Origin of the sequence: Skermanella aerolata KACC 11604 (assembly GCF_000936425.1) — a bacterium.
Lineage (GTDB): Bacteria > Pseudomonadota > Alphaproteobacteria > Azospirillales > Azospirillaceae > Skermanella > Skermanella aerolata.
This window is the reverse complement of sequence record NZ_AVFK01000001.1, coordinates 605,622-628,462: the sequence shown is the minus strand read 5'-3', so window position 1 is coordinate 628,462 and position 22,841 is coordinate 605,622. Positions and strand designations below refer to the sequence as shown.

General features: G+C 64.5%; 26 protein-coding genes. 13 read left to right on the top strand and 13 right to left on the bottom strand.

Annotated elements, in window-relative coordinates; translation table 11 throughout:
• Window positions 1–4: 4 nt before the first annotated feature.
• Complete coding sequence (locus tag N826_RS02835; RefSeq protein ID WP_044425756.1) at window positions 5–871, bottom strand: YicC/YloC family endoribonuclease; 867 nt, start codon at window positions 869–871, stop codon at window positions 5–7.
• A gap of 121 nt (window positions 872–992) precedes the next feature.
• Between N826_RS02835 and N826_RS02830 the strand changes: the two genes are divergently transcribed.
• On the top strand, window positions 993–1,754 hold the full coding sequence (locus N826_RS02830) for an SDR family NAD(P)-dependent oxidoreductase (protein ID WP_044425755.1): 762 nt from the start codon (window positions 993–995) through the stop codon (window positions 1,752–1,754).
• A gap of 28 nt (window positions 1,755–1,782) precedes the next feature.
• Here the strand turns inward: N826_RS02830 and N826_RS02825 are convergent, their stop codons facing one another.
• The gene (locus N826_RS02825; RefSeq protein ID WP_044425753.1) at window positions 1,783–3,675 is read right to left on the bottom strand and encodes an ABC-F family ATP-binding cassette domain-containing protein; all 1,893 of its coding nucleotides are present in this window, start codon (window positions 3,673–3,675) and stop codon (window positions 1,783–1,785) included.
• 196 nt (window positions 3,676–3,871) lie between these two features.
• On the opposite strand from N826_RS02825, the gene ndk reads away from it, so the two are divergent.
• Window positions 3,872–4,294 (top strand): nucleoside-diphosphate kinase, encoded by a 423-nt coding sequence (gene ndk, locus N826_RS02820; protein ID WP_044425752.1) that lies wholly within the window; start codon window positions 3,872–3,874, stop codon window positions 4,292–4,294.
• A 24-nt stretch (window positions 4,295–4,318) separates the two neighbouring features.
• Here ndk and N826_RS02815 read toward each other — a convergent pair whose 3' ends face one another.
• The 4 genes from N826_RS02815 to purM form a co-directional block, all read right to left on the bottom strand.
• Window positions 4,319–5,272: a lipid II:glycine glycyltransferase FemX gene (locus tag N826_RS02815; RefSeq protein WP_044425751.1), complete on the bottom strand. Its 954-nt coding sequence runs from the start codon at window positions 5,270–5,272 to the stop codon at window positions 4,319–4,321.
• Between the two features lie 67 nt (window positions 5,273–5,339).
• Entirely contained in the window at window positions 5,340–5,480 is a 141-nt protein-coding gene (locus N826_RS41480; RefSeq protein ID WP_211099189.1) for an aa3-type cytochrome c oxidase subunit IV, read from the bottom strand.
• Between the two features lie 107 nt (window positions 5,481–5,587).
• Window positions 5,588–6,241: a phosphoribosylglycinamide formyltransferase gene (gene purN, locus N826_RS02810; protein ID WP_044425750.1), complete on the bottom strand. Its 654-nt coding sequence runs from the start codon at window positions 6,239–6,241 to the stop codon at window positions 5,588–5,590.
• Window positions 6,229–7,380, bottom strand: coding sequence for a phosphoribosylformylglycinamidine cyclo-ligase (gene purM / locus N826_RS02805; protein WP_373866618.1), 1,152 nt, complete (start codon window positions 7,378–7,380; stop codon window positions 6,229–6,231). Before purM ends, purN begins: the two co-directional genes overlap by 13 nt.
• A gap of 49 nt (window positions 7,381–7,429) precedes the next feature.
• Between purM and N826_RS02800 the strand changes: the two genes are divergently transcribed.
• From N826_RS02800 to N826_RS02785, 4 genes are read left to right on the top strand one after another with little or no spacing between them, the layout of a single operon-like run.
• Entirely contained in the window at window positions 7,430–8,701 is a 1,272-nt protein-coding gene (locus N826_RS02800) for a DUF2066 domain-containing protein (RefSeq protein ID WP_052830777.1), read from the top strand.
• 19 nt (window positions 8,702–8,720) lie between these two features.
• Entirely contained in the window at window positions 8,721–9,281 is a 561-nt protein-coding gene (locus tag N826_RS02795) for a CDP-alcohol phosphatidyltransferase family protein (RefSeq protein ID WP_044425749.1), read from the top strand.
• Window positions 9,278–10,366, top strand: coding sequence for an AI-2E family transporter (locus N826_RS02790; protein ID WP_044425748.1), 1,089 nt, complete (start codon window positions 9,278–9,280; stop codon window positions 10,364–10,366). Before N826_RS02795 ends, N826_RS02790 begins: the two co-directional genes overlap by 4 nt.
• Window positions 10,363–11,064, top strand: coding sequence for an HdaA/DnaA family protein (locus tag N826_RS02785; protein WP_308518057.1), 702 nt, complete (start codon window positions 10,363–10,365; stop codon window positions 11,062–11,064). The genes N826_RS02790 and N826_RS02785 overlap by 4 nt, the downstream gene beginning before the upstream one ends.
• 24 nt (window positions 11,065–11,088) lie before the next feature.
• Here the strand turns inward: N826_RS02785 and mltG are convergent, their stop codons facing one another.
• From mltG to fabD, 5 genes are all read right to left on the bottom strand, one after another.
• On the bottom strand, window positions 11,089–12,081 hold the full coding sequence (gene mltG / locus N826_RS02780) for an endolytic transglycosylase MltG (protein ID WP_044425746.1): 993 nt from the start codon (window positions 12,079–12,081) through the stop codon (window positions 11,089–11,091).
• 7 nt (window positions 12,082–12,088) lie between these two features.
• Window positions 12,089–13,354, bottom strand: coding sequence for a beta-ketoacyl-ACP synthase II (gene fabF / locus N826_RS02775; protein WP_044425745.1), 1,266 nt, complete (start codon window positions 13,352–13,354; stop codon window positions 12,089–12,091).
• Between the two features lie 93 nt (window positions 13,355–13,447).
• A complete protein-coding gene (locus N826_RS02770; protein ID WP_044425744.1) occupies window positions 13,448–13,687 on the bottom strand; it encodes an acyl carrier protein in 240 nt (79 codons plus the stop codon).
• A gap of 180 nt (window positions 13,688–13,867) precedes the next feature.
• The gene (fabG, locus tag N826_RS02765; protein WP_044425742.1) at window positions 13,868–14,605 is read right to left on the bottom strand and encodes a 3-oxoacyl-[acyl-carrier-protein] reductase; all 738 of its coding nucleotides are present in this window, start codon (window positions 14,603–14,605) and stop codon (window positions 13,868–13,870) included.
• A gap of 66 nt (window positions 14,606–14,671) precedes the next feature.
• Window positions 14,672–15,613: an ACP S-malonyltransferase gene (gene fabD / locus N826_RS02760; protein ID WP_044425741.1), complete on the bottom strand. Its 942-nt coding sequence runs from the start codon at window positions 15,611–15,613 to the stop codon at window positions 14,672–14,674.
• A 392-nt stretch (window positions 15,614–16,005) separates the two neighbouring features.
• Here fabD and rpsF point away from each other — a divergent pair, with 392 nt between their 5' ends.
• The 4 genes from rpsF to rplI are packed head-to-tail and all read left to right on the top strand — an operon-like array spanning window position 16,006 to window position 18,317.
• Entirely contained in the window at window positions 16,006–16,473 is a 468-nt protein-coding gene (rpsF, locus tag N826_RS02755) for a 30S ribosomal protein S6 (protein WP_044425740.1), read from the top strand.
• On the top strand, window positions 16,470–16,736 hold the full coding sequence (gene rpsR / locus N826_RS02750) for a 30S ribosomal protein S18 (protein ID WP_044425739.1): 267 nt from the start codon (window positions 16,470–16,472) through the stop codon (window positions 16,734–16,736). The genes rpsF and rpsR overlap by 4 nt, the downstream gene beginning before the upstream one ends.
• A 52-nt stretch (window positions 16,737–16,788) precedes the next feature.
• Window positions 16,789–17,739 (top strand): DUF2232 domain-containing protein, encoded by a 951-nt coding sequence (locus N826_RS02745; protein WP_044425738.1) that lies wholly within the window; start codon window positions 16,789–16,791, stop codon window positions 17,737–17,739.
• 2 nt (window positions 17,740–17,741) lie between these two features.
• The gene (rplI, locus tag N826_RS02740; RefSeq protein ID WP_044425737.1) at window positions 17,742–18,317 is read left to right on the top strand and encodes a 50S ribosomal protein L9; all 576 of its coding nucleotides are present in this window, start codon (window positions 17,742–17,744) and stop codon (window positions 18,315–18,317) included.
• A 117-nt stretch (window positions 18,318–18,434) separates the two neighbouring features.
• Here rplI and N826_RS02735 read toward each other — a convergent pair whose 3' ends face one another.
• Together N826_RS02735 and N826_RS02730 are read right to left on the bottom strand one after the other, a co-directional pair.
• The gene (locus N826_RS02735; protein WP_044425736.1) at window positions 18,435–18,620 is read right to left on the bottom strand and encodes a hypothetical protein; all 186 of its coding nucleotides are present in this window, start codon (window positions 18,618–18,620) and stop codon (window positions 18,435–18,437) included.
• A 72-nt stretch (window positions 18,621–18,692) separates the two neighbouring features.
• Complete coding sequence (locus tag N826_RS02730; RefSeq protein ID WP_147039980.1) at window positions 18,693–19,100, bottom strand: hypothetical protein; 408 nt, start codon at window positions 19,098–19,100, stop codon at window positions 18,693–18,695.
• A gap of 219 nt (window positions 19,101–19,319) precedes the next feature.
• On the opposite strand from N826_RS02730, the gene N826_RS02725 reads away from it, so the two are divergent.
• The 3 genes from N826_RS02725 to N826_RS02715 all read left to right on the top strand — a co-directional run bounded on the left by N826_RS02725 (window position 19,320) and on the right by N826_RS02715 (window position 22,683).
• Window positions 19,320–20,837 carry a replicative DNA helicase gene (locus N826_RS02725; protein WP_044425734.1) on the top strand — a complete coding sequence of 506 codons (1,518 nt, stop codon included), beginning with the start codon at window positions 19,320–19,322 and terminating at the stop codon, window positions 20,835–20,837.
• 257 nt (window positions 20,838–21,094) lie between these two features.
• Window positions 21,095–21,865, top strand: coding sequence for an MlaE family ABC transporter permease (locus N826_RS02720; RefSeq protein ID WP_044425733.1), 771 nt, complete (start codon window positions 21,095–21,097; stop codon window positions 21,863–21,865).
• An 8-nt stretch (window positions 21,866–21,873) separates the two neighbouring features.
• A complete protein-coding gene (locus tag N826_RS02715) occupies window positions 21,874–22,683 on the top strand; it encodes an ABC transporter ATP-binding protein (protein WP_044425905.1) in 810 nt (269 codons plus the stop codon).
• The last annotated feature ends 158 nt before the right edge of the window (window positions 22,684–22,841 follow it).

Below are 22,841 nucleotides of genomic sequence, written 5' to 3'. Positions count from 1 at the left end.
ATGGTCATTCGATGTTCTGAGCCTGCTCTCGCAATTGTTCGATGGCGGCCTTGAGGGACAGGCCGGTGCGGGTCAGCTCCACGTCGGCCGACTTGGAGCATAGGGTATTGGCTTCGCGGTTGAATTCCTGGCAGAGGAAGTCCAACTGGCGGCCTATGGCGCCCCCTTTGGACAGCATGTCGCGGGCGGCGGCGATGTGGGCGCGCAGGCGGTCCAGCTCTTCCCGCACATCGGCGCGGGTAATCAGGAGGGCGGCTTCCTGAGCCAGACGATCTTCGGTGAGACTCGGGATCGCGTCCAGCAGCGCCGCGACCTGAGCGCGCAGCTTATGGCGGATCGCTTCCGGCTGAAGCGAGGCGCAGCGCGATGCCTGCTCCGTCAGGCGCGCGATCTCGTCCAGATGCTCGGTCAGGACACGGACGAGCCGATCGCCTTCGGCGAACCTTGCGGCAGTGAGGCGGTCGAGGGTTTCGTTCAGCGTGACGGCCATCGCGGCTTCCACTGCCTCGCGGGCATCGCCCAGATCGGTGTCCTCGATCGTTTCCACGACGCCGCGAACGGCGAGCAGGGCATCGAGACGCGGTTTTTCGGCCACTCCGCCAAGCTCGTTGCCCAGTGCAATCAGGCGGTCGAGCAAGGGGCGGTTGATCCGCAACTCGCCGCCCGTGCCGGTCCGGGTCACCGTGAGTGTGACGTTGACGTTGCCGCGCCGAAGGCGCTGGGGAACGACGGCCTTGACCACCGGCTCCAGCGCGTCGAACCCCGGAGCGACCCGGCACCGCAGATCGAGGTTCCTGCCGTTGACGCTCTTGATCTCGAAGGTCCAGACATGGCCGTGGCCCGACCCGTCCGCGCGGGCGAACCCGGTCATACTGGCGACTTGATGGTGAGCGCTCAACGCTGCCTCGCTGGTACGAAAGTATGGCGGTGGTTATACCCCTGAGACGTGACGACAACAAGCAACAGAGGGCTTGGTGCCCTGGAGCCATGCCATGCGCGATCCGAAGACCATACTGATAACAGGCGCATCGAGCGGCATCGGGGAGGCTATGGCCGAAGCCTATGCCGGTCCGGGCGTTACCCTGGTGCTGACGGGCCGGGACCGCGACCGCCTGGACGTCGTGGCGGCGCGCTGCACGGAGCGTGGAGCCGATGTCCGCGCCGCCACGGTGGACGTCGCCGACCGGGCCGCGATGGCCGACTGGCTGGCGCTGGTGGACCGGGCGACACCGGTGGACCTGTGCATCGCCAATGCCGGGATCAGCGGCGGCACCGGCGGGCGGGGCGAAAGCGAGGAGCAGGCACGGCGAATCCTCGCGGTCAACGTCGACGGCGTGCTGAACACCATCCACCCGCTGATCGGTCCCATGACGGCGCGCGGGCGGGGACAGTTGGCGCTGGTCAGCTCACTTGCCGGGTTCAGGGGCTATCCGGGAGCACCGGCCTATTGCGCCAGCAAGGCGGCGGTCAGGAGCTATGGCGAATCGCTGCGGCTCGACCTGCGTCCGGCGGGAATCGAGGTGTCGGTGATCTGCCCAGGCTTCGTGAAAAGCAGGATTACCGACCGCAACCGGTTCCCGATGCCGTTCCTGATGGATGCGGACCGTGCGGCTTCGATCATCAAGCGCGGACTGGAGCGGAACCGGGGGCGGATCGCCTTTCCGCTGCCGACCTACCTGATGGCTTGGCTGGTGGCGGTTCTGCCGGCAGCGCTGGCGGACGCTCTGCTGGCGCATACGCCGGCGAAGGAGTAAGCGGCCGGCTCGCCGCTTTTCCTTAAGCTCAGGCTACTCCCGTCGCCTCGGCTTCGGCCGCTTCCAGCGCTTCGTGCGCTTCCATCCAGGCGTCCTCGGCGGAGGACAGCTTCTTCTGGATGTCGCCCAGGTCTTTCTGGAGCTTGGTCACCTTGTCGGCCGGGCCATTGTAAAGTTCCGGATCGGCCATTTTGGCTTCCAGCGCCTGACGGTCGCGCGTCAGCTTGGCGATCAGCTTCTCGGCGTCGTCGGCCTTGCGCTTCAATGGAGCCAGGGCTGCCCGCAACTCGGCGGCGGCGCGGCGCTGGTCCTTCTTGCTCGGTCCGGTCTCGCGCTCCGTCCCGTCGGAACGTTCCGCCCGCCGCTTTTCCAGGAGCAGCTTGCGATAGTCCTCGAGATCACCGTCGAAGGCACGGCAGGCGCCGCCATCGACCAGCAGGAGCCGGTCGGCCGTCAGCTCGATCAGGTGCGGATCGTGGCTGATGAGGATCACGGCCCCCTCGTATCCGTTGATCGCCTGGATCAGGGCCTCGCGGCTGTCGATGTCCAGATGGTTGGTCGGCTCGTCCAGCATCAGGATGTGAGGAGCCTCGCGCGTCATCAGGGCGAACAGGAGGCGCGCCTTTTCGCCGCCGGACAGCTTGGCGATCTGGGTATCGGCCTTCTGCTGGGGGAAGCCGAACCGGCCGAGATGGGCACGGACCTTTTCCTCCAGGATGTCCTTCATCCACAGCTTCGCCTGGGCGACGGCGGTCAGGCTGAGGTCGAGCGCTTCCGCCTGATGCTGGGCGAAGTAGCCGACCTTCAGCTTGGACGACTTGCGGAACTCGCCCGTCATGGGCGCCAGCCGGCTTGCCAGCAGCTTGACCAGCGTCGATTTGCCGTTGCCGTTTGCACCGAGCAGCGCGATCCGGTCGTCCATGTCGATGCGCAGGTCCAGGTTCCGCAGGATCGCCTTGCCGTCGTAGCCGACATCGACGCCTTCCAGTTGGATCAGCGGCGGCGCAAGTTCCTCCGGCGACGGGAAGTCGAAGCTGACCGTGTGGTCCTCGACGATGCTGATGATCGGCTCCATCCGCTCCAGCATCTTGATCCGGCTTTGGGCCTGACGGGCCTTGGACGCCTTGTAGCGGAACCGGTCGATGTAGGACTGGATGTGCTTGCGCTGGGCGATCTGCTTGGTCTGATTGGCGGCCAGACGCTCCAGGTTGGCCCGGCGGGTGCGCTCGAACTGGTCGTAGCCGCCGGCGTAGGAGACCAGCTTGCCCTGGTCGAGGTGGACCGTGGTGGTCGGGACCTTGTTCAGCAGTTCGCGGTCGTGGCTGACCAGCAGGATCGTGTGCGGATAGTTCCGCAGGTAGTTTTCCAGCCAGATCGTCGCTTCGAGGTCGAGGTGGTTGGTCGGCTCGTCGAGTAGCAGCAGTTCGGGCTCGGCGAAGAGGACGCCAGCCAAGGCCACGCGCATGCGCCAGCCGCCAGAGAAATCGCTGCACGGCCGTGTCTGCGACTCCGCGTCGAAGCCCAGTCCGGACAGAATCTGGGCGGCCCGCGCCGGGGCGGAATGAGCGTGGATGTCGGCCAGCCGGGTGTGGATCTCGGCGATCCTGTGCGGATCGTGCGCGGTTTCCGACTCGGCCAGCAGGGCGGTGCGCTCGACATCGGCGGCCAGCACGGTGTCGATCAGGCTGACGTCTGATCCGGGAGCTTCCTGGGCGACGATGCCAAGACGCGCTTCGGCCGGCATCGTGATGGCGCCGCCATCGGGCACCATCTCGCCGGCGATCAGGCGGAGCAGGGTCGTTTTACCCGTGCCGTTGCGACCGACCAGCGCGACGCGATGGCCCTTGGGAATGGCGACGGTGGCGTGGTCGAAGATCACACGCCCGCCGAAGCGGAAAGTCAGTTCATTGATGTGCAGCATGCCGAGGCTGGTGATAGCACGTCGAAGGACCTATTTTGAAGGGATGCGGCGTTGAATTTATAGGAATGCGGCGGGATGTTCCCAAGGCCCCGTTGCTGGGACATGGCCGACCCGCAAAAAAATGTCCCGTTGCTACCCGGCCAAAGCGCGTATATAACGCCGCGAATTTTGCGAGAGCACACAGGAGCCTTCCAACATGGCCGTCGAACGGACCTTGTCCATCATCAAGCCGGATGCGACCCGCCGGAACCTTACGGGCAAGATCAATGCCCGCTTCGAGGAAGCCGGGCTGCGGATCGTTGCGCAGAAGCGTATCCGCCTGACCAAGGAGCAGGCCGAGAAGTTCTATGAAGTCCACGCCGAGCGTTCGTTCTTCGGTGAACTGGTCTCCTTCATGACCTCCGGCCCGGTAGTCGTCCAGGTCCTGGAAGGCGAGAACGCCGTCGTCGCCAACCGCGACATCATGGGCGCCACCAACCCGGCCAACGCCGCTCCCGGCACTATCCGCAAGGATTTCGCCGAATCGATCGAGGCCAACTCGGTCCACGGTTCGGACAGCCCGGAAAACGCCGCGAGCGAGATCAAGTTCTTCTTCAGCAAGAGCGAAATCGTCCCCTGATAGGGGAGTTTCCGGCACGGGTGGTCAGACGTATCCGCCGACAAGGCGGAACGGCTGGCCGCCCATGCCCGTCTTGAACCGGGCGATGCCCGGAGTGGTCTCGTTGAGGCCACCAAGGTCGAACCCGGTATAGCCGCTCTCCTTGAGCCACAGCACCGACTGCCAGAGCAGGAAGTGGTGGGCCTTGAGGTCCCTGCCCGCTTCGCCGTTCCAGCCGACCTGATATGTCGCCGCGACGCCATGCCGCACCAGCAGCACCCCGGCGACCGGCTGCCCCTGATGAAACGCCCGCAGGACGACCGGTGGCGCCGTATCGGCGGAAACCTGCTGGAGGACCCGCATGAACGCGGGAGACGGCCCCCGGTAGTTGCGAGCCATTTTGTCTTCCAGGTAGGGCTCCATCAGCCAGTCCAAGGCGCGCCCCGTCGTGTCGGCTTCCAGGACCAGCCCATTGCGTTCAGCCTGATTGAGCTTGTTGCGCCATTTGCGGTCGAGGCCGGCACGCAAAGTCGCGACGTCGGGCGCAAGATCCATCCACACCGATTCGTAGCCGTCCTGACGTCGATAGAAGCCGGTGGCTTTCAGCCGCTTGCGCGCGGTTTCCGTATCCCGCATTTCGGGATGGAAGACCAGTGGCCTGCCCTTGAACAGGTGATAGCGCTGCCGGATCATACCGAGCACCAGCTTGAGCATTTCCCCCGGGATCTCGTCATAGATCCAGAGCGGCCCGCGATGGATCTTGCAGGTCGTCAGGAAAGGCAGCCAGCGCCGAGTCTGGACCTGCACGAGGCCGACCGGCTTGTTTTCGAAGTGGATGATGCCGAAATCGGCTTTGCCGCCCTCGGTCTTCGCCAGCGCCATGGCGTATTGCCAGGTCTGAAGCAGCGTTGGGCGCTTGCAGCGGGCCAAGAGCGCTTCCCACTCGCCGAAGGTGCAGGTGTTCCAGTCGATCCGGAACGGATTGAAGGGGGGAGCCATAAGAGCCGGGAGCGTCCGCTGCGCCGAAGGTTTGGTCAGATCGACGAACGCCTCCCGGCTCCCCGCATCAGACCAGGAAGATAGCCATCAAAACCAGCAGCACGACCACGGCGATGACGCTGTACTTCGTCAATGACGTGAAGCGCTCGTAGGTTTCCATATGAGTCCGGTATTCTTCCCGCCGGAATTCATCATTCTGATCGGCCACGGCCATCTCCAACCTCTGCTTTCTTATTCGATCCCAGGTCGGTCCGATTTAAGGGGTTACCGGCATCCTGGCAAGCTCAAACCGCCGACTATAACGATCCGCAGGGCTCATACCGGCGGGTTCAGGATCGGTTCGGGAGCATCGGCCGGTCCGCCGGCTATCAAGACGCGGTCGCCATCCACCCGCGCCCTGCCCTCCGCGATCAGCTTCAGCGCGCCGGGATAGCAACGATGTTCGGCTACCAGCACGCGGTCGGCAAGCGCGTGGTCGTCGTCCCCTTCCAGGATCGGGACGACGGCCTGAAGGATGATCGGGCCTTCATCCATCGCCGGGCGGACGTAATGGACGGTGCAGCCGGTAAAGCGGACGCCGGCCGCGATGGCGCGGGCATGGGTGTCCAGCCCCTTGAAGGACGGCAGCAGCGACGGGTGGATATTGATCAGCCGGTCGTGCCAGCGCTCCACGAAGCCTGCCGTGAGAAGGCGCATGAAGCCGGCAAGGCAGACTAGTTCGACGCCGGCGGCGTTGAGCGCGTCGTCCATCGCCGCTTCGAAACCGGGCTTGTCGGCGAAGTCGCGGTGGCTGACCACGGCGGCGGGGATGCCCGCTCGGCGGGCGCGTTCCAGCCCGTAGGCATCGGCCCTGTTGGACAGCACCAGCACGATTTCAGCCGGGAAGGCGGAATCGGCGCAGGCGTCGATCAGGGCCTGGAGATTGCTCCCCCGGCCCGAGATCAGGACGCCGACCTTCAGGCGTGCCACGCTGTGTCCACTCCGTCGATCACCACGCGGTCGACATCGCCGATGGCGGGCTGAACCTCGCCGATGCGATAGACCGACTCGCCGGCCTCGGCGAGAATGCGTTGCGCATCGTCGGCCTTGTCGGGCGAGACGATGACGACCATGCCGATGCCGCAGTTGAAGGTACGGGCCAGATCGTCGTCGGTGATGGCAGCCGACTCGGCCATCCAGCGGAACACCGGGGGCAGCGGCCACGCGGAGGCATCGAGTGTGACGCCCAATCCTTCGGGCAGGACGCGGGGAATGTTGTCGGTCAGGCCGCCGCCGGTGATGTGGGCGAGCGCCTTTACCACCCCGGCGCGGACGGCTGCGAGCACCGGCTTTACGTAGATGCGGGTCGGTGTGAGAAGGGCCGTCCCCAGCTTGGTGCCCGGCTGGAACGGCGCGTCGTCCTCGTAGGACAGATCGGCCTTCTCGACGATCCGGCGGACCAGGGAATAGCCGTTGGAATGGACGCCGCTGGAAGCCAGCCCAAGGATGACGTCGCCCGCGGCGACATCGGCGCCGGTCAGGATCTGGCCGCGCTCCGCGGCGCCGACCGCGAAGCCCGCGAGGTCGTAATCCTTGCCGGCATACATGCCCGGCATCTCGGCCGTCTCGCCGCCGATCAGCGCGCAGCCGGCCTGGCGGCAGCCCTCGGCGATGCCGGATACGATGTCGCGGCCGGCGGCCACATCGAGCTTGCCGGTCGCGAAGTAGTCCAGGAAGAACAGCGGCTCGGCACCCTGGACGACGAGATCGTTGACGCTCATCGCGACGAGGTCGATCCCGATCGTGTCGTGCTTGCCCGCGGATATGGCGATCTTCAGCTTGGTGCCGACGCCGTCGGTGCTGGCGACCAGGATCGGGTCCTTGTAGCCGGCGGCCTTGAGGTCGAACAGGGCGCCGAATCCACCCAGACCGGCATCGGCGCCGATCCGTGCGGTGGCTTTCGCCAGCGGCTTGATCGCATCGACGAGAGCAGCGCCGGCGTCGATGTCAACACCGGCATCCTTATAGGCGTCGCCGGTGTTATTCGGTGTGGTGCTGATGGCGTCCTCACGTGCGCTGGGGTATAAACCGGGCCGGTCCCAGTTCGAGAGACGCATCGAGAACAGCATCACGGGCCGGCATCATGGGCCGAACATACTCGAAACGGAAGGCTTTGCAATGCTTCACCGCCGTCCGCTGGCACGCCTGTTCGGGCTTGCCGTTGGCATCGTCCTGCTGGCTGTTTCCGCACCGCTGAAGGCGCAGGAATCAGGCGATATCTACACCGTCCGCGACGTCGAGGTCGACGTGACCGCCGACAGTTCCGCCGCCGCGCGCGACAAGGCGATCACGGAGGCCCAGCGCAAGGCGTTCGACACCCTCTACGGCCGGCTGAGCCCGGAACCCGGGGCCAAGTCTCCGGCGCTAAGCGATATCGAGGTCGCTCGGCTGGTCCAGGACTTCGAAGTGCAGCGCGAGCGCAGCTCGGCGGTGCGGTATCTGGCGACCCTGACCGTACGCTTCCGTCCGGCCAATGTGCGCACCCTGCTCCAGACCAAGGGCGCCAGCTATGTCGAGACGCGCAGCAAGCCGGTGCTGGTGCTGCCGGTCTATCAGGCGTCCGGAAAGGGTCCTGTGCTGTGGGAAGACCGCACGCCCTGGCGGGCCGCGTGGGAGAACTTCCCGCCGCCGCAAGGGATGGTGCCGGTCGTCGTTCCCTATGGCGAATTGGCTGACATCGCCGATATCGGCGCCTCGACGGCCTTGGAGGGCAATCAGGCGGGGCTTTCGGCCATCGCCGAGCGCTATCAGGCCGGCGACGTGTTGGTGGCGCTGCTGGGAGTGCGCGGAGCCGAACCGGACCCGAGCGCTCCCAATACGGTCAAGCTGACCCGCTATGCCGCCGACGGCACCAAGCGCGGCGACACCGTCACCGTTCCCGCGGCTCCCGGCCAGACGGTCGACGCCTATCTGGCGGGCGGAGTCGCCGCGGTCGTGCGGTCGCTGGAGGAGAAGTGGCGGCAGGCTAATACCGTGGCGGCCGGCCCCGAACAGGTGATGCAGGTGGCTGTTCCGATCGGCAGCCTGGACGACTGGGTGCAGACGAAGCGCCGGATCGCCCAGGTGCCGACCATATCGCGGGCAGACCTTATGACGCTGACCCGGGGTGCCGCGAAGGTCGAGCTCTACTATCGGGGCAGCCCGGAGGTTCTCGCGAATGCCCTGGCGCTCCAGGATCTCAGCCTGACCGAAGCGCCGCCTCTCGACCAAGGGGCCATCCAGGCAGGCCTGCCCGCCACGCCGGGAACGCTGGCTTCGCCCGTGCCGGTCATGGGTCAGGCCGGACAGCCGGTCGGCGTTTATCAGCCGGGTCCGGTCTGGCAGCTGCGCTGGACGGGCTCGACGGCCCAGGGCAACGGCGGACGCACCTTCGGACGCGCCGCACCCTAGCGGTGCGGAGGCACGTCGGATGAGCATTCCCAATCTCATATCGCTGGGGCGCCTGCTGTCGGTGCCCCTGGCTGTCTGGCTGATCCTGGAAGGCGAACTGGGCTGGGCGTTCTGGCTGTTCGTCGCGTCCGGATTGTCGGACGCGATCGACGGCTTCGTCGCCCGCGCCTTCCGCTCCCGCACCGCCCTGGGCGGGTATCTCGATCCGATCGCCGACAAGGCGCTGCTGGTCAGCGTCTATCTGGCCCTGGGACATGAGGGATATCTACCGGTTTGGCTGGTAATCCTAGTGGTGTTCCGGGATATACTGATCGTCGGCGGGGTGCTGCTGCTCTACACGCTCAAGGAGCCGTTCGCGATCCAGCCTTCCTTCATGAGCAAGATCAATACAACCATGCAAATCGTGCTGGTCGCCCTGGTGCTGTCGACCTTCGGTCTTGACCTGACCGAACCGCCTTTCGATCTGAAATGGGTCACGGCCGGGATGATGTGGGTCGTCGCGGTCACGACGGCTTGGTCGGGACTGGGTTATATAGTCACGGGGAGCCGGCTGCTGAGCCGGCTTGGCGGTACGAAATGACGCAACGCCGGCAGCTCAGATTCTGGCTGATCACGCTGCTGGTCGTCGTCTTGTCGCTTTACGTCCTGAGTGACGTGCTGCTGCCCTTCGTAGCGGGAATGGCGATCGCCTATTTCCTGGACCCGGTAGCCGACCGGCTCGAGCAGTATGGAGCGCCTCGCTGGCTGGCGACGACATGCGTGCTGCTGTTCTTCGTCCTGATGCTGGTCCTTGCCGTCCTGCTTCTGGTGCCGCTGATCCAGTCCCAGATCGTGCAGCTGGTCGATACGCTGCCGCTTATCGTGAACTGGGTCAGCACGGTCGGCATCCCGACGGTGGAGCGAATGCTCACCGAGCTTTCGGTCGAGAACATCGAACGTTTGAAGGATGCCGTGAATTCGTTCGCCGGCGATGCCGTCGGCTGGCTCGGAACCGTGCTGCGCGGCATCGTTACCGGCGGGTTCGCCCTGTTCGACGTGCTGACCCTTCTGTTCATCACGCCCGTCGTCGCCTTCTATCTGCTTCGGGACTGGGACCTGATGATCAATACGATCCATGGCTGGCTGCCGCGCCAGCATGTCGGGACGATCCTGGATCAGGTCAATCAGATCGACGATACGCTGGCGGGCTTCGTCCGGGGTCAGGCGACCGTCTGCCTCGTGCTGGGGCTGTTCTACGGCGTTACCCTGTCGATCTTCGGACTGAACTTCGGCCTGGTGATCGGGTCGGTCGCAGGCATGCTGTCGTTCATCCCCTATGTCGGTTCGCTGATCGGGTTCGTCGCCAGCGTCGGCGTTGCGCTGGTGCAGTACGATACCTGGACGCCGGTGCTGATCGTGATCGCGATCTTCGTGATCGGTCAGGCCGTGGAGGGCAATTTCCTGACGCCGAAGCTGGTCGGCGACAAGGTCGGGCTCCATCCCGTCTGGGTCATGTTCGCACTGCTCGCAGGCGGAAGTCTGTTCGGCTTCCTCGGCGTGCTGCTTGCCGTTCCGGTCGCCGCCGTCATCGGAGTCCTGATCCGGTTCGCGCTTCAGCAATACATCGCCAGCCCCTATTACGCCGGTGGCCGCGATGCATCTTCAGAAGAGACGTGGCGGCCGTGACGGAAACGCCGGCACAGCTTCCCCTCGATTTGGGCCATCGGCCCGCCATGGGAGAGGACGATTTCCTTGTCGCTTCAAGCAACGAGGCGGCGGTCGCGTGGCTCGACCTATGGCCCAACTGGCCGGCCCCTGCGCTGGTGATCTTCGGTCCGGCCGGCTGCGGCAAGACCCATCTGGCGCAGGTATGGCGTGCACGCACCAATGCTCCCAGGATCGCTCCATCCGATCTCAAGGTGGAGGCGGTGCCGGACCTGCTCGACAAGGCCCGCGCCGTCGTGATCGACAACGCCGAGCACGGGGCCGGCAATGCGGAAACCGAACGGGCTTTGTTCCACCTTTACAATCTGGCGCGGGAGAGCGGCGGACACCTGCTCCTGACGGCGGAGACCGCGCCCGCCCACTGGAACATCCGCCTGCCGGACCTTCGCTCGCGGATGATAGCCGCGCCGACGGTCGCGGTCGGTCTGCCCGACGACGCGCTGCTCGCGGCTATTCTGGTCAAGCTGTTCATGGACCGGCAGGTGCGGGTCGGAACCGATGTTATCCGATTCCTCGTCACCCATATGGAGCGCTCGTTCGACGCCGCCCGGCGGCTCGTGGCGGATCTTGACGCGGCGGCGTTGGCCGCCAGACGGCGCATCACTGTGCCGCTAGCCCGGCGGGTGCTGGAGCGGGAAGGATTTTCCGGGACGCCGTAGTGGGATTATCCGGTCACAGGCCATCTAATCGCCGACGGATTCACCCTGCTGCTTCATGATGTCGCGCCAGCGGGCGACATTGCGGTTATGCTCCGCCAGCGTCTTGGCGAAGGCATGTCCGCCGGAACCATCGGCGACGAAGTAGACGAAGTCGTGCTGCTCCGGGTTGACGACGGCTTCGATCGATGCCTTGCCCGGATTAGCAATCGGCGTCGGCGGCAAACCATCGATCACGTAGGTATTGTAGGGCGATTCGAACTTCCAGTCGGCCCTTGTCAGCGTCCGGCCTAGGGCACCGCTGCCCTGGGTCAGGGCATAGACGACCGTCGGGTCGGATTGGAGCCGCATATTGGCAATCAGCCGGTTGACGAAGACGCCGGCGACCCTGGCCCGCTCGGCAGGAACGCTGGTTTCCTTCTCGACGATCGAGGCCAGCACAAGCGCCTGCTTCGCGTTGTCGATCGGGAGCGAGAGCGACCGCTTGTCCCAAGCCGCCTTGATCGTCGTCTGCATGGCCGTCTGCATGCGCTTCAGCAAGTCGGCCCGGCTGTCGCCCCATGAATAATGGTAAGTCTCGGGAAGAAGGGTGCCCTCGGCGGGCGGGTCCTTGATTTCCCCCGACATCGCCGGCTCGTCGCGGATCAAGGCGACGATCTGGGCCGAAGTCAGGCCCTCCGGCACGGTGAAGCGCCGGACCACGGTCTTGCCGCTCTGCAGGATGCGCAGGGCTTCGGCGATACTGACATGGGCGGGGAAGGCGTATTCGCCCGCTTTCAGCGCCCGATTGGCGCCGGTGATCTTGGCCGTCGTCGCGAACAGGAAGGGCCTGTCGATGACGTCGGCGTCGGAGAGCGCCAAGCTTATCGCCTCCAGTCCGCTGCCCTTGGGTACGACGACGGCGGTGTCGGCAGCGAGGGGGCCGTCTCGATTGACCAGGACCACCCCCCACAACGCGGTGCCGGCAGCGATGCCGACGACGACGACCGCCCCGACCAGAATCCGGACGGCGAGACCCATGTCGAACCTACTTGAACTCTCGGAAGACCAGCGATGCGTTCGTGCCGCCGAAGCCGAACGAGTTCGACAAGGCAGCCCTCACCCGCTTCTCCTTCGCTTCCCGGGGCACGAGATCGACCCCGAGGCAGCTGTCGGAGGGGTCTTCGAGGTTCAGCGTCGGAGGCACGATGCCGTCGTTGATCGCCTTGATCGAGAAGATGGCCTCGACCGCTCCGGCGGCGCCGAGCAGATGGCCGATCGCCGACTTGGTCGAGGACATGGACACCGTCTCGATCGCGGAACCGAACAGCCGCTTGACGGCGCCAAGTTCGATCTCGTCGCCCAGCGGCGTCGATGTGCCGTGCGCGTTGATGTAGTCGATCTCCGACGGATCGAGACCGGCCCGCTTGAGAGCGCCCCGCATCGAGCGGAAGCCGCCGTTGCCGTCTTCCGGCGGAGAAGTGATGTGGAAGGCATCGCCGGACAGGCCGTAGCCGGTCACCTCGGCGTAAATCTTCGCCCCGCGCCGCTTGGCGTGCTCAAGTTCCTCGAGAACCAGGACACCCGAGCCCTCGCCCATCACGAAACCGTCACGCCCCTTGTCGTAGGGGCGAGAGGCGGCGCTGGGACGATCGTTGTAGCTGGTGGACAGCGCACGCGCCGCCGCGAAACCGGCGATGCCGAGACGGCTGATCGCCGCTTCGGTGCCGCCGGCGACCATCACGTCGGCATCTTCCCACATGATCAGGCGCGCCGCGTCGCCGATGGCATGCGCGCCGGTAGAGCAGGCGGTGACGGCCGAGTGGTTGGGGCCTTTGAAACCGTAAAGAATCGACACATGGCCGGAGGCCAGGTTGATCAGGGCGGACGGGATGAAGAACGGCGAGATGCGGCGCGGTCCCTTCTCGTGAAGGGTGATCGAACCGTCGTAGATGCCGTTCAGGCCGCCGATGCCCGAACCGATCATCACGCCTGTCAGCTCACGCTCCTCGTCGGTCTGCGGCTGCCAGCCGCTGTCCCGGATCGCCTCGTGAGCCGCCGCGATGGCCAGCACGATGAACTCGTCCATCTTGCGCTGGTCTTTGGTGGGGACATGGTCCTCGGCGGTGAACAGTCCTTCGGAGGTCGGACCACGCGGAACCTGCCCGGCGACCTTGGCTGGCAGATCCGAAACGTCGAACGACGTGATCGCGCGCAGGCCTGATTCGCCCTTTATGAGACGTTCCCAGTTATTCTGAACGCCAACCCCCAGGGGCGAGACCATCCCGAGACCGGTTACGACGACACGTCTCATGATATTTCCTGAACTGCTCTGCCTTGGATAGGACAATGGGGGGATTGGCCGGCCAGGTCGATGACCTGGCCGCCCCCTAGGCGCACCGGACCTTTAGGCCGCGGAGTTCGCCTTGATGAAGTCGATCGCGTCCTTGACGGTCAGGATCTTTTCAGCGGCGTCGTCAGGAATTTCGCACCCGAATTCCTCTTCGAACGCCATCACCAGCTCGACCGTATCGAGGCTGTCGGCGCCCAGATCGTCGATAAAGCTGGCATTCTCGGTCACTTTGGCTTCTTCGACACCAAGATGCTCGATGACGATCTTCTTAACGCGCTCGGCGATGTCACTCATCTTTACAAACCTTCCCAAATCTTTCGTTTGATTGGGGTGAGCCCCGACGTCTGGACACCAGAGATTATCGGCCCAACCCGTTAGTGTCGGCCCCATGAAAAGAGCCGTCACATAACACACTTGAACGGGGTTGACCAGCACCCCCGCACACAACCGTTCAACGGCCGCCGATAGCCTGCCCTAGATCATGGCCATGCCGCCGTTGATATGCAATGTCTGCCCAGTGACGTAGCCTGCCTGTTCGCTGGCGAGGTAAACCACACCGGCAGCGATATCCTTTGGATCGCCGAGTCGCCCAGCCGGAACGGCGGCGGTCAGCTTGCCCTTCTGCTCGTCGGGCAAGACATCCGTCATCGCTGTTGCGATGAAGCCCGGCGCCACGCAGTTGACGGTGATGTTGCGCGAGGCGACCTCGGCGGCAAGCGCCTTGGACATGCCGATCATGCCGGCCTTGGACGCCGCATAGTTGGCCTGCCCCGGATTGCCGGTCACCCCGACGATGGACGTGATTCCGATGATGCGGCCCCAGCGGCGCTTCATCATGCCGCGCAGCACCGCGCGGGACAGGCGGAAGCCCGCCGTCAGGTTGACGTCGAGCACAAGCTGCCAGTCCTCGTCCTTCATCCGCATGGCAAGGCCGTCGCGGGTCAGCCCGGCGTTGTTGACCAGGATATCCACCTGCCCCATCGCGGCCTCGGCGCTCTTGATGAGGCCCTCGGTGGCGGCGGTGTCGCTGAGATTGGCCGGCGTCACGAAGGCGCGGTCCCCCAGTTCGGCGGCCAGTGCCTCGAGCGCCTCGACCTTGGTACCCGACAGGGCCACCTTAGCGCCCTGAGCATGGAGGGCACGGGCGATCGCCGCGCCAATGCCGCCGGAGGCCCCGGTGACGAGAGCGGATCTGCCGGTCAAATCGAACATCTTGGGCCTCGAAGCTAGCCGCCGGGCATTTTCCGGCAGGTTTGGTGAATTACGCGGAGCGGCGGATCAAAGTGTCTTGAGGAAGGCTTCGATGTCGGCCGGTCCCTGGATCGACTGGCCGGAAACCTCCTTGTCGATCCGCTTGGCGAGACCGCTCAGCACCTTGCCGGAGCCGAGTTCGACCAAGCTGTCCACACCCTGTTCCTTCATGAACAGGACGCATTCGCGCCAGCGCACGAGACCGGTGACCTGTTCGACCAGGAGGCGGCGGATCTCGTCGGGAGCGACGACGGCTTGGGCCGTAACATTGGCGACGACTGGGACCAGCGGGCTGCGCAAATCGACATTGGCGAGCGCCTTCGCCATCGCCTCGGCGGCGGGTGCCATCAGCTCGCAATGGAAGGGAGCGCTGACCGGGAGGAGGATGCCGCGCTTGCCGCCGCGCGATGGTGCCAGCGCGATCGCGCGCTCGACGGCGGCGCGGTGGCCGCTGACCACGACCTGCCCAGGGGCGTTGTCGTTGGCGGCGGAGCAGATTTCGCCTTCCGCCGCTTCGGCGGCGACTTCCTGCGCCACGGCCAGATCGAGCCCGAGCAGGGCCGCCATGGCACCCTCCCCGACCGGAACCGCCTTCTGCATGGCTTGGCCGCGCAGCTTCAGGAGGCGCGCGGTGTCGGGCAGGCTGAACGTGCCGGCGGCGGCAAGCGCCGAGTATTCGCCGAGTGAGTGGCCGGCTACGAAGCTGGCCGCCTTGTGGATCTCGATGCCGCCTTCCTGCTGGAGCACCCGGAGCACGGCGATGCTCACCGCCATCAGGGCCGGCTGGGCGTTTTCGGTCAGGGTCAGGTCGGACTCCGGCCCCTCGAACATCAGACGGCTGAGGTTCTGCTGGAGCGCCTCGTCCACCTCCTGAAAGGTATGGCGGGCGATCTCGAAGGCGCCGGCCAGATCCCGGCCCATGCCTACCGCCTGGCTACCCTGTCCCGGAAAGACGAATGCGCGTGTCATCACCCTACCTATCAACTGCCTGGTCAACTGTCTGGCCGTATAACGGACCAACGGACCGGCGCCATCGCATGGCGCCAAAATGGCCGATAGTCATACCGCCTGCAAAAGCGAAGTCAAGGGCGGGTGGAAGCGAGGCTCCGCGCGAAAAGGCCGGTCCGGTATGCTGCACTGCACTTGGCAACGCCAGTAATCGGGCCGCCTAAACGTTCCCCGCGCGACGCCTTGCACAGACACCCGTTATTTTCTTGCCGAAAGGGTGCTCATGTGTATAGTGCGCCGCTTCCAAAGCTCCTTGCCGGCGCACGCCAAGCGTCCGGCTAGGCCTGGGCGGCTGAATCGCGCATTTCGCGGGATCGCAGCGCCAGACCGTGTAACAGCCATGGGGAGACCAAATGGCGCAGTATGAAAGCGTGTTCATCGCACGCCAGGACATCTCGTCCGCACAGGTCGAGCAGCTCACCGAAACCTACGCGACGATCATTCGCGACAACGGTGGCGAAGTTGCCAAGACCGAGCAGTGGGGCCTCAAGACCCTCACCTATAAGATCAAGAAGAACCGCAAGGGCCATTACGTCCTGTTCAATCTCAATGCTCCCGCAGCCGCGGTCGCCGAGATGGAACGGAACATGAGCATCAGCGAAGACATCCTCCGCTTCATGACCGTGCGCGTGGATGAGCTGGAAGCCGGCCCGTCCGCCATGATGCAGAGCCGAAACGAGCGCAGCGAGCGTGGTGATCGCGGCGACCGCGGTGATCGTGGCGATCGTGGCGGCCGCCGCTTCGACGGCGATCGTGGTGACCGCGGCGACCGTGGCCCCCGTCCCCCCCGGCGCACTGAATTCGAAGGAGAGCAGGCATGAGTGCCGCACCGTCCGCTGGTGGCCGCTCGGGTGGCGGTCCGCGTCGTCCGTTCTTCCGCCGTCGCAAGACCTGCCCGTTCTCGGGTCCGAACGCTCCGGCGATCGACTACAAGGACATCAAGCTGCTCTCGCGCTTTATTTCCGAGCGCGGCAAGATCGTGCCGAGCCGCATCACCGCGGTTTCCACCAAGAAGCAGCGCGAGCTGGCACGGGCGATCAAGCGCGCTCGTTTCCTGGCCCTGCTGCCCTACGTGGTGAAGTAAGCATCCACAAGACATGGGTTCGGAACAACGGCGACGAAGGTAGAGCGGTGCTATGACCAAGGCCCTGCTGATGTCCATCGGCGGTGGCGTGCTCAGCGCGCTACTCTATTTGTCTGTCGTTACCGGCGGCATGGGGGCCTTGATATTGGCCTATTTGGCGCCGCTGCCGTTGCTGATGGTCGGACTGGGCTCCGGGCTGAGGCCATTCGCCGCTGCGGCTACCGCAGCTGTCGTCGTGGTCGGTATCTTCGGCGGCATCCTGTTCGGGATGACCTACGCGGTGGCCAACGGCCTGCTGGTTGCGGTGATCGTTCGGCAGACCTTGCTGGCGAGAGCCAATCCCGATGGCAGCCTGGAATGGTATCCGCCCGGTCTTCTGCTGGTCGTGATGACCGGATTGGGACTGGGCGGTCTGCTGGTGGCGGCATTTCTGACGCTTGGCGATCCAGGCGGACTTGAAGGCAGCGTACGGCAGTTCCTGGTTATGGGCTTCGGCGACGCCGCTGCGGGCACCGGCGGAGATGCGGAGTCGGGGGTGACGCAAGTCATCGACAGCTTCTCGCAGATCTTTCCGGGCATGGTGGTGGTGTCCTGGCTGACCATGGCGATCATCAATGCCGCCCTGGCACAGGGCGTCCTGATGCGGTTCGGCCGCAACCTGCGGCCTCCGATGCGGGTGACCGAGGTCGAGTTGCCGCACTGGATGCCGATGCTGCTGGCGGCTGCCGGCCTGCTGGCTCTGGTCGGTGGCGATGGACAGCTGGGCTATCTGGCGCTGAATGTCGTGATCGTGCTGCTGGTGCCGTTCTTCTTCGCCGGTTTGGCGGTGGTTCACGCCTTTGCCGGCGGGCGACAGGCCCGGACCCTGTTGCTTGTGGTGTTTTACTTCTTTCTGCTGGTGTCCGGCTGGCCGATAGCACTGGTTATCGGCCTTGGTGTGATTGAGCAATGGGCCGGGCTGCGCCGGCGGTTCGCCCGGACCGGCCCGGATCAGGAGAGCTAGTGATGGAAATCGTTCTGTTGGAACGGGTCGAGAAGCTCGGCCAAATGGGTCAGGTCGTCAACGTGCGGCCCGGCTATGCGCGTAACTACCTGCTGCCGCAGAAGAAGGCTCTGCGCGCCACGAAGGCCAATCTGGCGTTCTTCGAGACGCAGAAGGCCGAACTTCAGGCCCGCAACCTGGAGCGCCGGAAGGAAGCCGAGCAGGTTTCTGAGAAGATGAAGGGCCTCGTGGTCATCATCACCCGGCAGGCCGCCGAATCGGGCATGCTGTACGGTTCGGTCAACGGCCGCGACATCTCCGATGCCGTGACTGCCGAAGGCTTCGTGATCGAGCGCAATCAGGTCGCGATCAACGACCCGATCAAGAGCCTGGGTCTGTTCGACGTCCGCGTCATCCTGCACCCCGAAGTCAGCGTCAACGTGAAGGTGAACGTCGCCCGTTCGCTGGAAGAGGCGCAGATGCAGGCACAGCGTGGCGGCATGGTCACCGCGGCCGACCTGTTGGCGGAAGAGGAAGAAGCCGAGGCGGCTGCCGCTGCTGCTTCCGCCGAAGAGGAAGAGGAGGACACGGAAGCCTGATCGATCAGGTTTTCGCGTACCTAACTCCGACATGGAAAAAGCGCCGGCTGTGGCAGCCGGCGCTTTTTTCGTGTTTCGCATCCAGCTTTTGGCTGGGGAAGGTTTGCAATCGAAGCCCTAGCCGTGGGCTATGGCCATGTAGGACCCGATCGTCTCGTCCTGGGCCGCGGGCTGGGTATCCTGGCCCGAAGCGGGAGCGTTCAGCATTAGGGAACCTAGGATGATCCCGATGATCAGGCCGGCGACGGCGCCAAGGTGACCGCCGCTCTCGGATTCGGTGGATTTCTGCTCGTCGTACTTCATCAATGCCTCTCTGCAACTGTCTGACAAACAGGGTTGCCAGTCAGATGTTGCGATCGGCCTAATGGGCGATTTTTAGTAGTATTCGACCTGACGCGCTTCGTAGTCGCGCTCCATGTCGCGCCAAGCGGCGTCTTCGGGATCGGTATCGAAATCCTCGACGACCTCGTCCATGTCGTAGTCCGAGTCGCGAAGCACCTCGATCATGAACTCGACCTGATCGGCCCGCAGACCGATCTTCCGAGCCATCTCCGGCATGTCGCGCCCTTCCCGCACATACTGCGCGACATTGCGAAGCCGGCGGAAGACGTCTTCCTCCATCTCGGGATCGTAGGCGAACACGTCGAGGAACTTGCGGGTCCAGGCACCGTCGCTCTCAAACCCGAATCGCAACTGCACCTCGTGCCGATTTGCGATCAGCCGCGCCAGTTCGATCTGAGCCGGCGTCGGACGATCTTCACCATCTCCAGATTTCCGGGCCACGTCGAACATATCCCATTATTGCCTGTCCGGTCGGGCGACAGAGTTAATGCACCGCCGCCCAACGCCATACTGGCACCCGCCAAACGTCATTGCGAGCGTTAATTTCCTTCATGTTAACAGGCTGTGGATAACTTCATTAGCCGGGTTCCACAAGCTGTGCACAGCCGCCATGACTATGACAGTAACCATTGCTCTGGTAGTCTCCGGCTCATGGAAACCATGACCACAGATCCTCGCACTGCCCGCACTACGGACGCGTCCGGCCGCCGTTCCAGCTACCGTGTCACCCCGCACAACGCGGAGGCGGAGCAGGAACTGCTGGGCGCCATCCTGACCAACAACAAGGCCTATGAGAAGGTCGGCGAGTTCCTGAAGCCGGAGCACTTCTACGACCCCGTCCATAGCCGGATATTCGAGACGATCCACGCGCTGATCCAGCGCGGCGAGATCGCCGATCCGGTTACGCTGAAGGCCTATTTCGAGACCGACCCGGCGCTGGAAAGCGTCGGCGGCGCCGGATACCTGGGTGAACTGGCCGGCAGCGTGATCTCGGTCGTGAACTCCGAGCATTACGGCCGGATCATCCACGACCTGTACCTTCGCCGCCAGCTCATCGACATGGGCGAGGACATGGTCAATGAGGCCTACAGCCATAACCTGGAGGGTGCGGCGCTCGATCAGATCGAAGGAGCTGAAAAGAAGCTGTTCGATCTGGCGACGACCGGCGATATCCAGGGCGGCTTCCAGCCGTTCAGCCAATCGCTCCGGGTCGCCATCGACATGGCGGAGGAAGCATTCAAGCGCGACAGCCAGGTCACCGGCGTCACGACCGGGCTGATCGACCTGGACCGCAAGCTGGGCGGCCTCCATCCCTCCGACCTGCTGATCCTCGCCGGCCGTCCTTCCATGGGTAAGACGGCGCTGGCGACCAACATCGCCTTCGCGGCGGCCAAGGCGCATATGCGGACGAACGGCAGCGAGGGTGCGGGCGTCGCGTTCTTCTCGCTGGAAATGTCGGCCGAACAGCTCGCCACCCGTATTCTTGCCGACGAAGCGCAGGTCGCGTCCGAGAAGATCCGACGCGGCGACCTGAAGCCGGAGGATTTCCAGCGCTTCTCCGAGGCCAGCAGCATCCTGTCCCGTGTGCCGTTCTACGTGGACGACACCCCGGCGCTGAGCATCGCCGCCGTCCGCACCCGTGCCCGCCGGCTGGCACGGACTTCGGGCAATCTGGGCCTGATCGTAGTCGACTATCTCCAATTGCTGCGCGGCACGGGTGGCAAGAGCAGCGAGAACCGGGTGCAGGAAGTCTCCGAGATCACCCGGGGCCTGAAGGCCATCGCGAAGGAACTGGATGTGCCGGTCGTGGCGCTGTCCCAGCTTTCCCGTGCGGTCGAGCAGCGCGAGGACAAGCGGCCCCAGCTTTCCGACCTTCGCGAATCGGGCTCGATCGAGCAGGACGCCGACGTCGTCATGTTCGTGTTCCGCGAACAGTATTACCTGGAGCGCTCCGAGCCGAGCCGCCGCCCCGACGAGGCCGACGACAAGTTCAACGACCGCTATCAGCGCTGGCAGCAGCGGCTGGGCGAGGTCCACAACACCGGCGAAGTGATCATCGCCAAGCAGCGTCATGGACCGATCGGCACTGTCCGCCTGTTCTTCGATGGCCAGTACACCAAGTTCGGCGATCTGGACCAAAGCCATCCCGGCGCCGGCGGTGGTGGCGACTACGAATAAAGCCGGAACGGACGATATCGAAAGGGTGGTGTGGCCATATGCGGCCGCTCCGCCTTTTTCCATTAGATTGACAGGGTTATGGCGGTTGGCTAGGGTGCGGCGCACAAGGTTGCGCGCATGGGCAAAGTTGCAACGGACGCAGGGACTTATGCGTATCGCTACGGAACTTGCCTCACCAATTCCGGCCTTATCGTCGTGTCCGGCACGGCATCGCCGGTGAGCGGAACTGCCGCCGAGTGGGCTGCCACGGGGGATCAATGGGTTTTCTGACCACGACCGGCCGCGCCTTCCTGATATTTCTGGAAGCGACCGGTCGGCTGATGCTGTTTACCGGCGTCGCAATTTCACATTGTTTCCGCCCGCCGTTCTATCTGCGCCTGATCGGGCGGCAGATGATCGACATCGGCTACTACTCGCTGCCCGTGGTCGGACTGACGGCGCTTTTCACAGGCATGGTGCTGGCGCTCCAGAGCTTCACCGGCTTCGCCCGCTTCCAAGCGGAGGGAGCGGTCGCAACGGTCGTTGTTCTGTCGATCACCCGTGAGCTGGGTCCCGTCCTGGCAGGACTGATGGTGGCTGGCCGGATCGGCGCGTCGATGGCGGCCGAGATCGGCACCATGCGGGTGACTGAACAGGTGGACGCGCTGTCGACGCTCGCCACCAATCCATTCAAGTATCTGGTCGTGCCGCGATTGATCGCCGGCCTGACCATGCTGCCGCTTCTGGTGCTGGTGGCCGACATCATCGGTGTGTTCGGCGGGTTCCTGATCAGCGTCTATCGCCTGGACTTCAACGCCGCCGCCTATATCAGCCGCACCTGGGAATTCCTGGAGCCGATGGACGTCATTTCCGGGCTGGTCAAGGCCGCCATGTTCGGCTTCGTCATCGCGCTGATGGGGTGCTATCACGGCTACCAGTCGAGGGGCGGCGCGCAGGGCGTCGGCGCCGCCACGACCAATGCGGTCGTCTCCTCCTCGATCCTGATCCTGGTGTTCAACTACCTGATCACCGGCCTGTTCTTCTCATGATGAGCACCATGCAACAGAAGTCCGACGCACCCGACGGCACCAAGCTGGATACGCCGAAGCTGAAGCTGACGGGCTTGCGCAAGGCGTTCGGTACCAAGCAGGTGCTCAACGGTCTCGACCTGAGTGTCGGCCGCGCCGAGTCTCTCGTGGTCATCGGCGGTTCGGGCACCGGCAAGTCGGTGATGCTGAAATGCGCCATCGGCCTGATGCACCCCGACAGCGGATCGATCCGGATCGACGGCGAGGAGACCGCCAACCTGAAGCCGCGCGACAGGGAGCGCGTCATGCGCAAGTTCGGCATGCTGTTCCAGGGCGCCGCCCTGTTCGACAGCCTGCCGGTTTGGGAAAACGTCGCGTTCGGGTTGATCCAGGGCGAGAAGATGAGCCGGTCGAAGGCCAAGGACATAGCGTTGGAAAAGCTGGCCGCCGTCGGGCTGGAACGGCGGGTGGCGGACCTGTTCCCCGCCGAACTGTCCGGCGGCATGCAGAAGCGCGTCGGTCTCGCTCGCGCCATCGCGACCCAGCCGGAGATCCTCTTCTTCGACGAGCCGACGACCGGACTTGACCCGATCATGGCCGACGTCATCAACGATCTGATCGTCAAATGCGTGAAGGATCTGGGCGCCACCGCCCTGTCGATCACCCACGACATGGCGAGCGCCCGCAAGATCGCCGACCGGATCGCCATGATCTACAAGGGCAAGATCATCTGGCACGGCCCCGTCAGCCAGATCGACAACTCCGGTAATCCTTACGTCGACCAGTTCATCCATGGCCGCGCCGACGGACCGATCCAGATGGAAGTCAGCCAGTCCTGACCGGGCGGCCCGTGGCCACGGCGGAGCCCGCTGTGCAGCCCAGCCCTGCGGTTCCAAGCCGTTGGCAGCCTCTGGTATTCCGGTTCTGTTCACATTAAATAAACCTTGTCCAGATAAGCATCGGTCGCACCCAGTGGCCATCCGGCGGACAAGATCCG

What these genes read in the sequence shown, in the direction of transcription:
- N826_RS02835 (WP_044425756.1), bottom strand. Translation starts at nt 871, where the DNA reads ATGACCGGGTTCGCCCGCGCGGACGGGTCGGGCCACGGCCATGTCTGG.
- N826_RS02830 (WP_044425755.1), top strand. Translation starts at nt 993, where the DNA reads ATGCGCGATCCGAAGACCATACTGATAACAGGCGCATCGAGCGGCATC.
- N826_RS02825 (WP_044425753.1), bottom strand. Translation starts at nt 3,675, where the DNA reads ATGCTGCACATCAATGAACTGACTTTCCGCTTCGGCGGGCGTGTGATC.
- ndk (WP_044425752.1), top strand. Translation starts at nt 3,872, where the DNA reads ATGGCCGTCGAACGGACCTTGTCCATCATCAAGCCGGATGCGACCCGC.
- N826_RS02815 (WP_044425751.1), bottom strand. Translation starts at nt 5,272, where the DNA reads ATGGCTCCCCCCTTCAATCCGTTCCGGATCGACTGGAACACCTGCACC.
- purM (WP_373866618.1), bottom strand. Translation starts at nt 7,380, where the DNA reads ATGCTGTTCTCGATGCGTCTCTCGAACTGGGACCGGCCCGGTTTATAC.
- N826_RS02800 (WP_052830777.1), top strand. Translation starts at nt 7,430, where the DNA reads ATGCTTCACCGCCGTCCGCTGGCACGCCTGTTCGGGCTTGCCGTTGGC.
- N826_RS02795 (WP_044425749.1), top strand. Translation starts at nt 8,721, where the DNA reads ATGAGCATTCCCAATCTCATATCGCTGGGGCGCCTGCTGTCGGTGCCC.
- N826_RS02790 (WP_044425748.1), top strand. Translation starts at nt 9,278, where the DNA reads ATGACGCAACGCCGGCAGCTCAGATTCTGGCTGATCACGCTGCTGGTC.
- mltG (WP_044425746.1), bottom strand. Translation starts at nt 12,081, where the DNA reads ATGGGTCTCGCCGTCCGGATTCTGGTCGGGGCGGTCGTCGTCGTCGGC.
- fabF (WP_044425745.1), bottom strand. Translation starts at nt 13,354, where the DNA reads ATGAGACGTGTCGTCGTAACCGGTCTCGGGATGGTCTCGCCCCTGGGG.
- N826_RS02770 (WP_044425744.1), bottom strand. Translation starts at nt 13,687, where the DNA reads ATGAGTGACATCGCCGAGCGCGTTAAGAAGATCGTCATCGAGCATCTT.
- fabG (WP_044425742.1), bottom strand. Translation starts at nt 14,605, where the DNA reads ATGTTCGATTTGACCGGCAGATCCGCTCTCGTCACCGGGGCCTCCGGC.
- fabD (WP_044425741.1), bottom strand. Translation starts at nt 15,613, where the DNA reads ATGACACGCGCATTCGTCTTTCCGGGACAGGGTAGCCAGGCGGTAGGC.
- rpsF (WP_044425740.1), top strand. Translation starts at nt 16,006, where the DNA reads ATGGCGCAGTATGAAAGCGTGTTCATCGCACGCCAGGACATCTCGTCC.
- rpsR (WP_044425739.1), top strand. Translation starts at nt 16,470, where the DNA reads ATGAGTGCCGCACCGTCCGCTGGTGGCCGCTCGGGTGGCGGTCCGCGT.
- N826_RS02745 (WP_044425738.1), top strand. Translation starts at nt 16,789, where the DNA reads ATGACCAAGGCCCTGCTGATGTCCATCGGCGGTGGCGTGCTCAGCGCG.
- rplI (WP_044425737.1), top strand. Translation starts at nt 17,742, where the DNA reads ATGGAAATCGTTCTGTTGGAACGGGTCGAGAAGCTCGGCCAAATGGGT.
- N826_RS02735 (WP_044425736.1), bottom strand. Translation starts at nt 18,620, where the DNA reads ATGAAGTACGACGAGCAGAAATCCACCGAATCCGAGAGCGGCGGTCAC.
- N826_RS02725 (WP_044425734.1), top strand. Translation starts at nt 19,320, where the DNA reads ATGACCACAGATCCTCGCACTGCCCGCACTACGGACGCGTCCGGCCGC.
- N826_RS02720 (WP_044425733.1), top strand. Translation starts at nt 21,095, where the DNA reads ATGGGTTTTCTGACCACGACCGGCCGCGCCTTCCTGATATTTCTGGAA.
- N826_RS02715 (WP_044425905.1), top strand. Translation starts at nt 21,874, where the DNA reads ATGCAACAGAAGTCCGACGCACCCGACGGCACCAAGCTGGATACGCCG.